Source organism: Pseudomonas iridis, assembly GCF_017980685.1.
GTDB lineage: Bacteria > Pseudomonadota > Gammaproteobacteria > Pseudomonadales > Pseudomonadaceae > Aquipseudomonas > Aquipseudomonas iridis.
In genome coordinates this window covers 289928-302570 of record NZ_JACXXO010000001.1, presented here as the reverse complement: position 1 = coordinate 302570, position 12643 = coordinate 289928, and the positions used below count along the sequence as shown (strand labels likewise).

The 12643-nt window shown below is 58.7% G+C and carries 12 protein-coding genes; 8 read left to right on the top strand and 4 right to left on the bottom strand.

Annotated elements, in window-relative coordinates:
- Positions 1 to 28 precede the first annotated feature (28 nt).
- Genes IEQ42_RS01340 through IEQ42_RS01330 form a run of 3 tightly spaced genes read left to right on the top strand, consistent with a single transcriptional unit; the run spans position 29 to position 2402 of the window.
- A complete protein-coding gene (locus tag IEQ42_RS01340) occupies positions 29 to 781 on the top strand; it encodes a 5-oxoprolinase subunit PxpA (protein ID WP_210702318.1) in 753 nt (250 codons plus the stop codon).
- Positions 778 to 1482 carry a 5-oxoprolinase subunit PxpB gene (gene pxpB / locus IEQ42_RS01335; protein ID WP_210702317.1) on the top strand — a complete coding sequence of 235 codons (705 nt, stop codon included), beginning with the start codon at positions 778 to 780 and terminating at the stop codon, positions 1480 to 1482. Before IEQ42_RS01340 ends, pxpB begins: the two co-directional genes overlap by 4 nt.
- On the top strand, positions 1479 to 2402 hold the full coding sequence (locus tag IEQ42_RS01330; RefSeq protein WP_210702316.1) for a 5-oxoprolinase subunit C family protein: 924 nt from the start codon (positions 1479 to 1481) through the stop codon (positions 2400 to 2402). Before pxpB ends, IEQ42_RS01330 begins: the two co-directional genes overlap by 4 nt.
- A gap of 109 nt (positions 2403 to 2511) precedes the next feature.
- Here the strand turns inward: IEQ42_RS01330 and IEQ42_RS01325 are convergent, their stop codons facing one another.
- From IEQ42_RS01325 to IEQ42_RS01315, 3 genes are all read right to left on the bottom strand, one after another.
- Positions 2512 to 3690 carry a vWA domain-containing protein gene (locus IEQ42_RS01325; protein WP_042558108.1) on the bottom strand — a complete coding sequence of 393 codons (1179 nt, stop codon included), beginning with the start codon at positions 3688 to 3690 and terminating at the stop codon, positions 2512 to 2514.
- 12 nt (positions 3691 to 3702) lie between these two features.
- Positions 3703 to 4548 (bottom strand): AAA family ATPase, encoded by an 846-nt coding sequence (locus IEQ42_RS01320; protein ID WP_042558109.1) that lies wholly within the window; start codon positions 4546 to 4548, stop codon positions 3703 to 3705.
- Positions 4549 to 4691: 143 nt separating this feature from the next.
- Positions 4692 to 5768 (bottom strand): DUF748 domain-containing protein, encoded by a 1077-nt coding sequence (locus IEQ42_RS01315; RefSeq protein ID WP_042558110.1) that lies wholly within the window; start codon positions 5766 to 5768, stop codon positions 4692 to 4694.
- 128 nt (positions 5769 to 5896) lie between these two features.
- On the opposite strand from IEQ42_RS01315, the gene cysK reads away from it, so the two are divergent.
- The 4 genes from cysK to IEQ42_RS01295 all read left to right on the top strand — a co-directional run bounded on the left by cysK (position 5897) and on the right by IEQ42_RS01295 (position 9580).
- The gene (gene cysK / locus IEQ42_RS01310; RefSeq protein WP_042558111.1) at positions 5897 to 6871 is read left to right on the top strand and encodes a cysteine synthase A; all 975 of its coding nucleotides are present in this window, start codon (positions 5897 to 5899) and stop codon (positions 6869 to 6871) included.
- A 247-nt stretch (positions 6872 to 7118) separates the two neighbouring features.
- Complete coding sequence (locus tag IEQ42_RS01305) at positions 7119 to 8057, top strand: aspartyl/asparaginyl beta-hydroxylase domain-containing protein (RefSeq protein ID WP_210702315.1); 939 nt, start codon at positions 7119 to 7121, stop codon at positions 8055 to 8057.
- 401 nt (positions 8058 to 8458) lie between these two features.
- A complete protein-coding gene (locus IEQ42_RS01300) occupies positions 8459 to 8626 on the top strand; it encodes a hypothetical protein (RefSeq protein WP_210702314.1) in 168 nt (55 codons plus the stop codon).
- Between the two features lie 96 nt (positions 8627 to 8722).
- Positions 8723 to 9580: a DMT family transporter gene (locus IEQ42_RS01295; protein WP_210702313.1), complete on the top strand. Its 858-nt coding sequence runs from the start codon at positions 8723 to 8725 to the stop codon at positions 9578 to 9580.
- 83 nt (positions 9581 to 9663) lie between these two features.
- Here IEQ42_RS01295 and IEQ42_RS01290 read toward each other — a convergent pair whose 3' ends face one another.
- On the bottom strand, positions 9664 to 10557 hold the full coding sequence (locus IEQ42_RS01290) for a DMT family transporter (protein ID WP_210702312.1): 894 nt from the start codon (positions 10555 to 10557) through the stop codon (positions 9664 to 9666).
- A 213-nt stretch (positions 10558 to 10770) separates the two neighbouring features.
- On the opposite strand from IEQ42_RS01290, the gene aceK reads away from it, so the two are divergent.
- The gene (gene aceK, locus IEQ42_RS01285) at positions 10771 to 12492 is read left to right on the top strand and encodes a bifunctional isocitrate dehydrogenase kinase/phosphatase (RefSeq protein WP_210702311.1); all 1722 of its coding nucleotides are present in this window, start codon (positions 10771 to 10773) and stop codon (positions 12490 to 12492) included.
- Positions 12493 to 12643 lie beyond the last annotated feature (151 nt).

Below are 12643 nucleotides of genomic sequence, written 5' to 3'. Positions count from 1 at the left end.
AAGACAAGACGCTACAGGAGTGTTTACCGTGAGCCGCCTGTTATTGAACTGCGACATTGGCGAGAGCTTCGGCAGCTGGACCATGGGTCTGGATGACGAGGTCATGCCCTTCATCGATTGCGCCAACGTGGCCTGCGGTTTCCATGCCGGCGATCCGGGCATCATGCGTAAAACAGTCAGCCGTGCGCTCAGCCACGGCGTGCAGATTGGCGCGCACCCTGCGTATCAGGATCTGGTCGGATTCGGTCGCCGCTCCATGGCCTATTCCGCGCAAGAGTTGCAAGACATCCTGCATTACCAGATTGGCGCCCTCGACGGCATCTGCCGAGCCCAGGGCGCGCGGGTCAGTTACGTCAAACCCCATGGCGCGATGTACAACGACATGATGGCCAACCCTGCGCAGTTGCGCGCAGTGATTCAGGCCGTTGCCGCCTACGATCGCGCATTGCCGCTAATGCTCATGGCGACCCGCGACAATGCGGCGGCGCAGCATCTGGGTGACGAGTACGGCGTGACCCTGTGGTTCGAAGCCTTCGCCGACCGCGCCTACGACAGCGCCGGCCGACTGGTCTCGCGGCACCAGCCGGGCGCTGTGCATCACGACCCGCAAAAAATCATCGAGCAAGCCTTGATCATCGCTCGTGGTGACGCGCTCACTGCCAGCGATGGCAGTGCATTGCATTTGCAGGCCAACACCCTGTGCGTGCACGGCGATAACGCCAGTTCGGTGGCTGCCGTGCAGCGCATCCGTGAGGCTTTGAATCAGCAGAGCGCGCCATGAATCCACGGATTGAAGTGGTGGCGCTGGATTGCCTGATGCTGCGCCTGTTCGATGAAATCGCCGAAGCCAACATGCCGTGGATGCTCGCGGCCAGCGTGCGGTTGCGTGAGGTGTTCGGCGCGCAGCTGATTGACCTGGTGCCGTCCTACACCACATTGATGGTGCATTACGATTTGACATCGTTGAGTCCGAAGCAGGCGCGGGAATTGATCGCTGAGGCGTTGATCGATATGTCGCCAGATGCGCGAACCGTCGGCCAGTGCCACGTGTTGCCGGTCTGGTACGACCTGAGTGTCGGCCCCGAGCTGAGCTTGCTCGCCGAGCGCAGCGGTCTGGCCGTGGAGGAGGTGATTCGTCGCCACAGTGCCAGGGAATACCAGGTGTTCGCCCTCGGTTTTGCGCCGGGTTTTGCTTTCATGGGGCTGGTCGAAGAAGTTCTGGCAGCGCCGCGTCTGAATACCCCGCGCAAGAAAGTTGCGGCTGGCAGCGTCGGTATTGCCGAGCGGCAAACTGCCGCTTACCCCGTCGTATCGCCCGGTGGCTGGAACCTGATCGGTCGCACTCCGACGAAGCTCTTTGATCGCAATCTTGACGGCTACAGCCTGATGCAGCCTGGTGACACGGTGCGGTTCGAAGCGGTCAGTCATGCCGAGTTCATCAACCTGGGCGGAGATGACACGCCGCTGGAGGCGCTGACATGAGCCGACTGACGATTGAAACCAGCACACCGCTGTGCCTGTTGCAGGACGCCGGGCGCTTTGGCGTGCGGCATCTGGGCGTGACTCAGGGCGGCGCGGCGGATTGGTGTTCGATGGGTTGGGCCAACTGGTTGCTGGGTAATGGACTGGATGTGCCGGTCATCGAAATCACCTTGGGCGGGTTTACGGTGGTGGCCGAAGAGGACTGCTTGCTGGCGCTGGCCGGGGCTGATCTTGGGGCGCTGATCGACGGCCAGGCGTTGGCGCCGTGGCGCAGTTTCAAATTGAGCAAAGGGCAGACATTGCAGTTCACCCAGCCATTGCTCGGTGCCCGGGCTTATCTGGCGGCGCCCGGTGGCTTCGACGCGCCAAAGGTATTGGGCAGCAGTGCAACGGTGGTGCGCGAAGAGCTTGGCGGACTTGATGGCATGGGCTTGCCCTTGGCCAAAGGCTCGATGCTGAGCTATCACGGCGAAGCCGCTCAACTGCGCGAAGTAACGCATCAGCGGCAACCGGACCTGCGCTCGAATGAGCCGCTGGATCTGGTGCTCGGTGCGCAAATCGGTCAGTTCAGCGGGCAGAGTCTGTTTGACGTGTTCAACAGCGCCTGGACGCTCGACAGTCGCGCCGATCGCATGGGTATTCGCCTGTTAGGCAAGGCGTTGCAATATCAAGGGTTGCCGATGATTTCCGAGGGCATTGCGCTGGGCGCGGTGCAGGTGCCGCCGGACGGGCAGCCGATTGTGTTGCTCAATGACCGGCAGACCATTGGCGGCTATCCGCGGCTGGGGGCGTTGACGCCGTTGGCGGTGGCGAGATTGGCACAGCGCCTGCCTGGGGCGCAGGTGCGGTTGAGGCCGGTGGTGCAGGAAGTTGCGCACCGCGAACATGTCGAGTATTTGCAGCGCTTTCTGAATAGCTAAAAGCTTCGCGAGCAGGCTCGCTCCCACAGTGTTCCTGGTTGTACACAAACTTTATGTGCACCTGTGGGAGCGAGCCTGCTCGCGAAGGGGCCATCACTGACAACCCAAATTATTTGGAAAGAAACCGCATCCCTTCTTCCAGCCCGCGAAGGGTCAGCGGATACATCTGGTCCTCGATCAAATCCCTGACGATATTGGTCGACGAGGTATACCCCCACGTATCTTTCGGATACGGGTTGATCCAGATGAGCTTCTTGTACTTCGCCATGAACCGCTGCATCCACACGTATCCCGGCTCTTCGTTCCAGTGCTCGACGCTGCCGCCGGCCTGGGTGATTTCATAAGGCGCCATGGCGGCGTCACCGATGAAGATCACTTTGTAGTCGGCACCGTACTTGTGCAGCAGGTCCTGGGTTGAAGTGCGCTCGGAAGTACGGCGCATGTTGTTTTTCCACACCGACTCGTACACGAAGTTGTGGAAGTAGAAATACTCCAGATGCTTGAACTCGGTCTTGCAGGCCGAGAACAGTTCCTCGCAGATCTTCACATGCGCATCCATCGAGCCGCCGATGTCGAACAGCAGCAACAGCTTCACCGTGTTGCGGCGTTCCGGACGCATCTGGATGTTCAGCAGACCGGCATCCTTGGCTGTGTGGTCGATGGTGCCGTCGATATCCAGCTCTTCTGCGGCGCCTTGGCGGGCGAATTTACGCAGGCGACGCAGGGCAACCTTGATGTTGCGGGTGCCCAGTTCCACCGAGTCGTCGAGGTTTTTGTATTCGCGTTGATCCCAGACTTTCACCGCTTTGCCCTGGCGCTTGCCGGCATCGCCGACCCGAATGCCTTCCGGGTTGAACCCGCCGGAGCCGAACGGACTGGTGCCGCCAGTGCCGATCCATTTATTGCCACCGGCGTGGCGTTCCTTCTGTTCTTCCAGGCGCTTTTTGAATTCTTCGATCAACTTGTCCAGGCCACCCAGGGACTGGATTTGCGCACGTTCCTCGTCGCTCAGCGAACGCTCGAACTCCTTGCGCAGCCAGTCTTCGGGAATCAGCGCCTGCAGGTGATCGTCGAGCTTTTCCAGACCATTGAAGTAAGCGCCGAACGCACGGTCGAACTTGTCGAAATGCCGTTCGTCCTTCACCAGAATCGCACGTGACAAGTAGTAGAACTCGTCCATGTCGGCGAACGTGACGCGCTGTTTCAGCGCGTTGATCAGGTCGAGCAGCTCGCGTACCGATACCGGCACCTTGGCTGCACGCATTTCGTTGAACAGGTTGAGCAACATGGCATCAGCCTCTTAGCGGGTGCCGCGACGGCTCATGAACGCCAGGCGCTCAAGCAGTTGCACGTCCTGTTCGTTCTTGACCAGCGCGCCTGCCAGCGGCGGGATCGCTTTGGTCGGATCGCGTTCACGCAGCACTGCTTCGCCGATGTTGTCGGCCATCAGCAGCTTCAGCCAGTCGACCAGTTCCGAAGTCGATGGCTTCTTCTTCAGGCCCGGCACCTTGCGCACGTCGAAGAACACGTCCAGCGCTTCGCTGACCAGATCCTTCTTGATGTCCGGGTAATGCACATCGACGATTTTCTGCAGGGTGGTGCGGTCGGGAAAGGCGATGTAGTGGAAGAAGCAGCGACGCAGGAAGGCGTCTGGCAACTCTTTCTCGTTGTTGGAAGTAATGATGATGATCGGGCGTTTCTTGGCCTTGATCGTCTCGTCGATCTCGTAAACGTAGAACTCCATCTTGTCGAGTTCTTGCAGCAGGTCGTTCGGGAACTCGATGTCGGCCTTGTCGATTTCGTCGATCAGCAGAATCACCCGCTCTTCGGACTCGAAGGCTTCCCAGAGCTTGCCTTTCTTCAAGTAGTTGCGCACATCGTGGACTTTTTCCGTGCCCAGCTGCGAGTCGCGCAGACGGCTGACCGCGTCGTACTCGTACAGACCCTGGTGGGCCTTGGTGGTGGACTTGATGTGCCAGGTGATCAACTTGGCGTTGAACGATTCGGCCAGTTGCTCGGCGAGCATGGTCTTGCCGGTACCCGGCTCCCCCTTGACCAACAGCGGCCGCTCCAGGGTGATGGCGGCGTTGACTGCCAGCTTCAGGTCATCGGTGGCAACGTAGGCCTGGGTGCCTTCGAACTTCATCTGCTAATCCTCGAACGGTAACGCCGACCTGAACGGGCAGGGCGGGGGCGAAATAATCGGATGCCCCGACTATAACGCGCAGCCCGGTCGACTGTGAACGCAGACGGCTTATTCAGTCTCTGAATGGGGCGTCACATGTTGACTCAGCCCTCATCCGGCTTCGGTCGCTCATAGCGAGCATTGAACGCCTGAACAAATCCATTGCGCAAAATCTGCAAAAACGCTTCGAACGCGTTGATATTTTGCTGATGAACATTGCCACTCAGTTCTACGCGAGTAGCGAACTGGTTTTTGACCTGGTTCTTCAACACGGTTTCGGTACCGCCGACCAGTGCTTCCCAGACCGAGCGGAACAGTCCTTTGTTCTTGTTCTCGACGTCTTGTTGCCAGTCGAACACATCGACGTCGCGCAGCAGCGGTTTGATGTAACCGGTGACTTTGGCTTTTTCGGCTTTTGCTTCGATCACCACGTCACCATGGCCGGCGTTGAAATCGAACTTGCCATAGGCGGAAGCGAAGTCATTCATGCGCTTGAGCTCGATGTCTTTTGCGCGAAGTCGAAACTCGAAGTCTTCGAAGTTGCTCAGCGGATCGAAGGTCGCCGTGGTTTCCAGAGGGGCATGGCCGAGCAACAAGGCTTTGCCCTCGAAACGCGCATCGCGTTTGCCTTCGGTGTCGACCACGTTGGTCAGGTTGTAGATGCTGGCATCGACGTTGGTTGCATTCATGTTCACGGGCGGTTTGGAGTTGAAGTTGCGGAACGTGATTTTCCCGTCGCTGATGCGCACTTCGTTGAGGGTAATCGGCAGGAGTTTGCCCAATTGCTCGCGCCAGTCAGTACCTTGACCGGTCTGGGAGTTCTGCTTGTTGGCGCCGCCGTCGACAAAGTTGATTTCGGGATTGAAGAACTGCACTTCGCCCACCACCGCATGGTCGTACCACAACGAGTGCCAGCTCACCGCCAGATCAATCACGGGGGCATTGACGAACGGCACGGGTACCTTACCGTCGACTTTGACGATTTTCAGGCCGTTGATTTTGTAAGCGCCGCGCCACAGCGCCAGGTCAACATCGGTCACCTGGCCACGGTAATCACCCATGTCCGCCAGTTTGTCATTCAGATAGTCGCGCACCAGGTAGGGCAGGGCGATGTGCAAGGCGACCAGTAACACAATGACGGTGGCGAAGGCCCATAACGGCCAGCTGTAACGACGCTTCATGGTGACGATTCCCGAACGATATAAAGCGATTGACTGCGCACGTCGACAGACGTTCGACCCGACTGGACTGTGATGGGCAACAGGCATACCTTGGAGCGCTAAATTCAATGCTGCATAAGGACCCAGCCATGAGCCGTATCTTTGCTGACAATGCCCATTCCATCGGCAATACGCCGTTGGTGCAGATCAACCGCATCGCGCCCCGCGGTGTGACCATCCTGGCCAAGATCGAGGGGCGCAATCCCGGTTATTCGGTCAAGTGCCGGATCGGCGCCAACATGATCTGGGACGCCGAAAGCAGCGGCAAACTCAAGCCGGGCATGACCATCGTCGAGCCGACGTCGGGCAACACCGGCATTGGCCTGGCCTTCGTGGCTGCCGCCCGTGGTTACAAGTTGATGCTGACCATGCCGGCGTCGATGAGTATCGAGCGCCGCAAGGTTCTGAAAGCGCTGGGCGCCGAACTGGTGTTGACCGAGCCGGCCAAAGGCATGAAAGGCGCGATCGAAAAGGCGTCGGAGATTGTTGCCAGCGATGCCGACAAATACTTCATGCCGGCGCAGTTCGATAATCCGGCCAACCCGGCCATCCATGAAAAAACCACCGGCCCGGAAATCTGGAACGACACCGATGGCGCCGTTGACGTGCTGGTGGCTGGTGTAGGTACCGGCGGAACCATTACCGGCGTTTCGCGGTATATCAAGAATACCCAGGGCAAACCGATCACTTCGGTGGCGGTGGAACCTGTGGCCTCGCCGGTGATTACCCAGGCGCTGGCCGGTGAAGAGATCAAGCCGAGCCCGCACAAGATTCAGGGCATCGGTGCCGGTTTTGTGCCGAAGAATCTGGATTTGTCGATGGTCGACCGCGTCGAACTGGTGACCGACGAAGAGTCGAAGGCCATGGCGCTGCGTCTGATGCAGGAAGAAGGGATCTTGTGCGGCATCTCTTGCGGCGCGGCGATGGCCGTGGCGGTTCGCTTGGCGGAGACGCCGGAAATGCAGGGCAAGACGATCGTTGTGATCCTGCCGGATTCGGGTGAGCGTTATCTGTCGAGCATGCTGTTCAGCGATCTGTTCACCGAGCAGGAGAATCAGCAGTAACCAGGCAAGTAAAAGATCGCCAGGCGACGTCGATCTTTTGATCCTGTTGTGACCTTGGGCGCGCAAGTCTGACTTGGATCAGCCAAGGTTCAGGACCCTTATGTTAATAAATGCTTTGTTACGCAATCCTTAACACTGAATTTTAGGTTGAACGGGTTTTGCCTCAGGCCGGTAGTGTTTATCATGGCCGGCTGCCATGCCGGGTAAAGGGCATTGTGCAGCGTTGTTTTTATTCAAGGAGTCGTTGATGACCTATTCGTTAGCCGCCAAGGTGTCGGTGCTGCTGCTGTTTGTCGGCAGCATCCTCTATGTGCATCTGCGCGGTAAAGCGCGCTTGCCGGTGCTGCGCCAGTTCGTCAACCACTCGGCACTGTTCGCGCCTTACAACGCCTTGATGTACCTGTTCTCCGGCGTACCCTCCAAGCCGTATCTGGATCGCAGCAAGTTTCCGGAACTGGACGTACTGCGCGACAACTGGGAAACCATCCGCGACGAAGCCATGCACCTGTTCGATGAGGGGTATATCCGCGCGGCTGAGAAGAACAACGATGCCGGGTTTGGCTCGTTCTTCAAGAAGGGCTGGAAGCGTTTCTACCTCAAGTGGTACGACAAACCGCTGCCATCGGCCGAGACCCTGTGCCCGAAAACCGTGGCGTTGGTCAGTGCCATTCCCAACGTCAAAGGCGCGATGTTTGCGTTGCTGCCCGGCGGCAGTCACCTCAATCCGCACCGCGATCCGTTTGCCGGCTCCTTGCGTTATCACTTGGGCTTGTCGACGCCCAATTCCGATGATTGCCGGATCTTCGTCGACGGCCAGGTCTACGCGTGGCGCGACGGTGAAGACGTGATGTTCGATGAGACCTATGTGCACTGGGTCAAGAACGAAACCGACAAGACCCGCGTCATCCTGTTCTGCGACGTCGAACGTCCACTGAGCAATCGCCTCATGACCCGCATCAACCGCTTCATCAGCGGCTGGCTCGGCCGCGCCACCGCACCGCAGAACCTTGACGATGAACGCGTCGGCGGGATCAACCAGGCCTATGCCTGGAGCAAGAACTTCAGTGACCGGTTCAGCGGCGTGGTCAAACAGTGGAAGCGCCGTAATCCGAAGGCTTACCGGGTGATGCGTCCGGTGCTGGCGGTAGTTGTGCTGACGTTGTTGGGGTATTGGTTGTTTGGTTGAGGCTGGACTACAGAAGTAAAAAAAACCGCTCCTTGTGAGCGGTTTTTTATGCCTGTGAAAAATTTACAGGCGGCCAGCGGCGAGTAAGTTTGGCTCTTCGGTTTCAGTGCCTATTACAAGTAACTGCAGGGCTGGCGGTCAGTGCTACGCCACCGGGCTTTCTGCCGTTGGGAGCGATTTTTCCGCGGGAAGGCTTCTTCGTCGATTTGCTCACTTTGCCTCCTGCGCTGAGCGATGGCTTGCGTCGACGGGTTTAGCCGGCCTCGAAAGCCTATTCACCTGACCCCGTCCGTCGCTGCTGGCCCTTTGGTCAAATCATTGCAATCCATGTCCCGCGATGGTTATAGTCGGCCCTCGTGAGCCATACGACTCACACCTCTATCCCAAGAAGATCAGCCCCAATGCCTGCATCCCTCATCAACGCGGTAGTCGATTCAGCGGTCAACGCTGGCGTCTTGCCGTGCGGGAATCAGCAGCCAAAGCAGATCAGTCATTACCCTCCACCTGTCAGTAGCACGCCGGAGCGCGCAGTTGCGCCGCCACCGCCGGGCGTTGGTGTTTCGGGCTGATCGGCATTTTTTGCTGACCCCTGCGCCCGCCTGAAAAAACCTACTGAATTTCAGCTTCGGCTGAGTTGGCTATTTGCCTGACTACAGGTGGTATTCATGTTTGTCCTTTCGAAAAAGTCCGCGCTTGCGGCGCTGTCCACGTGCCTGTTCGTTCTGCTGTGGAGCAGCGGGGCGATCTTCTCCAAATGGGGGCTGGCCCACGCGTCACCCTTTGCCTTCCTGTTCATTCGCTTTGCCATCGCCCTGTGCGGGCTGGTGCTGCTGATTCCATTGCTGAAACTGCCCAAGGGCGGCAGGCCGATGCTGTTTGCGATCGCCACGGGGGTGGTGTTGTTGGGGGCTTATCAGATTTTCTATCTGCTGGCACTGAACACCCAAATCACCCCGGGTGTGATGGCGACCATCATGGGCGTGCAGCCGATTCTGACGGTGGTATTAATGGAGCGGCAGCGCTCGGCGAGCCGGCTGTTCGGGCTGGCGCTCGGCTTGGCGGGCCTGATCATGGTGGTTTACCAGGGCATCGGTCTGGCCGGCATGTCGTGGGCGGGGATGATGTTTGGTCTGCTGGCGCTGGGGAGCATGACGCTGGGGTCGATCATGCAGAAACGCATCACCGAAAATCCCCTCGGCACGCTGCCGGTGCAGTACCTGGCCGGGCTGTTGTTGTGCGGGATCTTTGTGCCGTTCCAGCCGTTTCATTTCGAACACAGTGCGGGTTTCATCGTGCCGGTGTTGTGGATGGGGCTGGTGGTATCGGTACTGGCGACGCTTCTACTGTATCGCCTGATCGCCAGGGGGAATCTGGTGAATGTCACCAGTCTGTTCTATCTGGTGCCAGCGGTGACGGCGGTGATGGACTACCTGATTTTCGGTAATCGCCTGGCGGCATTGAGCGTGCTGGGGATGCTGTTGATCATTGTCGGGTTGGCCTTCGTGTTCCGCAAAACCCGATGACGCGACCCCTGTAGGCGCTGCCGCAGGCTGCGATCTTTTGATCCTGATCTTTAAAGTCAAAAGATCGCAGCCAGCGATGGCACCTACAGTTTTTTCACCACCGCCGGCTTCAACACCAGCCACAACGCCAACGCAATCAACACCCCGCCGTACACGTGAGCCATCGACAACGGCTCATCCAGCAACAACGCCCCCCATAACACCCCGAACGGCGGAATCATGAAGGTCACGGTCATCGATTTGACCGGGCCGATGGAGCTGAGCAGGCGGAAGTAAATAATGTAGGCGAACGCGGTGCAGCCCAGGCCCAAACCGAGCAGCGACAGCCAGACATCCCAGCCGCCCCAACTCGCTGGCGGTTGAGTTACCACGCTGTAACCGAACAGCGGCAGCAGGAACAGTGTCGCGCCGAGCATGCTGCCCACGGCTGACAGACGACTGTCCAACCCGCCGGCCTGATCCAGCCAGCGCCGTGCAAGAAATCCGGCAAAACCGTAACAAGTGGTCGCGAGCAGGCAGGCGAGGGCGCCCAGCAGCAATTGCATATCGAAGGCCACGGGACCGGCGCGCGTCAGCACGCCCACACCGAACAATCCGAGAAACACGCCCGCCAGTTTGGCCGTGGTGAGTTTCTCGCTGAAGAACAACCCGCCGATCAACACACCCATCAATGGCGTGGTGGCGTTGAAGATCGCCGAATAACCGGCTGGCAGCACTTGAGCCGCGACCGAATACAGCGTCGCCGGTATCCCCGAGTTGATCACGCCGAGCAGCATCAGGGTTTTCAGCTTGCCCTTGAAATCCCAGCTAATGCGCATCAGACCGAGGATCACCAGCAGGCCGACGGCAGCGATCGACACACGAAAAAACGCCGTCGGAATGGTGCCGATCACTGGCGCAATAATGCGCATGAACAGAAAACTCGCACCCCAGATGGCAGCCAGCGACAACATACGGAAAATATCGACAGGGCTCACGGCGGGCTCCTTGCTTGATCGGGACGAGAGTGTTGCCGAGCCTCCTGACGATGGCAACCGCTAATCGGGCATTTAAATGTCCCCGGCAGGAATGCCTGGCAAAAAATGCCACGCCGTACGTCTGCGCTTCGGTTTTGGCCGAAATTGCACTTCTCCTCATGCCTGTTCCGTGGCTAAGCTCAGGCATCACGAATGCACGCAGAGGTTTCATCTATGCCGCAGCAATGGCCCGCCACCGACATCGCCCGCATGATCCTCGATGGCTTTGATGACTACCGCGAGCATTTCCGCCGCATCACCGATGGCGCCCGGGAGCGATTCGAGCAGGCGCGCTGGCAGGAGACGCAAACGGCGTCGGCGGCGCGAATCAACCTCTATGAGGAAAAAGTCGGCGAAACCATCGCCCGGCTGCGCGAATACTTCGACGACGAAACGCTGATGAATGTCAGCTGCTGGCCGCTGGTGAAAAGCGCCTACATCAGCGTCATCGACCTGCGCTTCGACGATGAACTGTCGGAGACCTGGTACAACTCGATTTTCTGCGGGCTGTTCAGCCATGACCTGATCAGCGACGGCTGCATGTTCATCCACACCACCCGCCCGAGCCTGCGCCGAGCGCGGGCTGCGCAAACCCGCACGTACAAGCCGCAGGGGCAATTGTCGGGGATGCTCGCGAGCATTTTTGCCGACTACCGTTTCAGCGAGGATTACGCCGATTTGCCCGGCGACCTGCGCCGTCTCGAAGCGCAGTTGCGTGAAAACCTCCCGGACTGGGTGTGCAAAGACCCGGAACTGAGCGTCGAGCTGTTTTCCTCGGTGCTGTACCGCAACAAGGGCGCGTACCTGGTCGGGCGCATTTACACCCGCGATGAGCAATGGCCGCTGGTGATTCCGCTGCTGCACCGCGAAGGGCGCGGGATTCAGATCGATGCGCTGATCACCGACGAAGCCGATGTGTCGATCATCTTCTCTTTCACCCGCTCGTATTTCATGGTGGATGTGCCGGTGCCGGCCGAGTTCATCGGTTTTCTGCGGCGAATTTTGCCGGGCAAACACATCGCCGAGTTGTATACCTCGATTGGCTTTTACAAGCACGGCAAGTCCGAGTTCTATCGGGCGCTGATCAATCACCTGGCCAACACCGATGACCAGTTCATCATGGCGCCGGGCGTGCGTGGCATGGTCATGAGCGTGTTTACCCTGCCGGGCTTCAACACCGTATTCAAGATCATCAAGGACCGGTTTTCACCGTCGAAAAACGTCGACCGTGCCACGGTCATCGAGAAGTATCGACTGGTGAAAAGCGTCGACCGGGTAGGGCGCATGGCCGATACCCAGGAATTCGCCGACTTCCGTTTTCCGCTGAGCAAATTCGAGCCGGCGTGCCTCGAGGAATTACTGGAGGTCGCGCCGTCTACGGTGTCGGTCGAAGGCGACACGGTGCTGATCCGCCACTGCTGGACGGAACGGCGGATGACCCCGCTCAACCTTTATCTGGAAAACGCCAACGATGCGCAGGTGCATGAAGCGCTGGAAGATTACGGGCTCGCGATCAAGCAACTGGCGGCGGCGAACATCTTTCCCGGCGACATGTTGTTGAAGAACTTCGGCGTCACCCGTCACGGGCGGGTGGTGTTTTATGACTACGACGAGATCTGTTTTCTGACCGAAGCCAACTTCCGCCACATCCCGCAACCGCGCACACCGGAGGATGAAATGGCGTCGGAGCCGTGGTATTCGATCGGGCCGCTGGATGTGTTTCCCGAGGAGTTTCCGCCGTTCCTGTTTGCTGATTCGGGGCAACGCAAGTTGTTCGATCAGTTGCATGGCGAGTTGTACAACGCCGATTACTGGAAAAGCCTGCAGGACGCGATTCGCGCCGGCAAAGTGATTGATGTTTTCCCGTATCGGCGTAAAGGCCTGGACAACGAGTGAACCCAAAAAAGCCCCTCACCCCAGCCCTCTCCCGGAGGGAGAGGGAGCTGACCGAGTTGTCTGGCGTTATCCATCGACCTGAGAGACCTTGGCGATTATGGATTCGGTGAAGCTCGTTCAGGTCGGCGGAGCTGGCAAAGTTGACTCGATC

Coding starts and splice junctions, on each gene's coding strand:
- pxpB (WP_210702317.1), top strand. CDS start 778: ATGAATCCACGGATTGAAGTGGTGGCGCTGGATTGCCTGATGCTGCGC.
- IEQ42_RS01330 (WP_210702316.1), top strand. CDS start 1,479: ATGAGCCGACTGACGATTGAAACCAGCACACCGCTGTGCCTGTTGCAG.
- IEQ42_RS01325 (WP_042558108.1), bottom strand. CDS start 3,690: ATGTTGCTCAACCTGTTCAACGAAATGCGTGCAGCCAAGGTGCCGGTA.
- IEQ42_RS01320 (WP_042558109.1), bottom strand. CDS start 4,548: ATGAAGTTCGAAGGCACCCAGGCCTACGTTGCCACCGATGACCTGAAG.
- IEQ42_RS01315 (WP_042558110.1), bottom strand. CDS start 5,768: ATGAAGCGTCGTTACAGCTGGCCGTTATGGGCCTTCGCCACCGTCATT.
- cysK (WP_042558111.1), top strand. CDS start 5,897: ATGAGCCGTATCTTTGCTGACAATGCCCATTCCATCGGCAATACGCCG.
- IEQ42_RS01305 (WP_210702315.1), top strand. CDS start 7,119: ATGACCTATTCGTTAGCCGCCAAGGTGTCGGTGCTGCTGCTGTTTGTC.
- IEQ42_RS01300 (WP_210702314.1), top strand. CDS start 8,459: ATGCCTGCATCCCTCATCAACGCGGTAGTCGATTCAGCGGTCAACGCT.
- IEQ42_RS01295 (WP_210702313.1), top strand. CDS start 8,723: ATGTTTGTCCTTTCGAAAAAGTCCGCGCTTGCGGCGCTGTCCACGTGC.
- aceK (WP_210702311.1), top strand. CDS start 10,771: ATGCCGCAGCAATGGCCCGCCACCGACATCGCCCGCATGATCCTCGAT.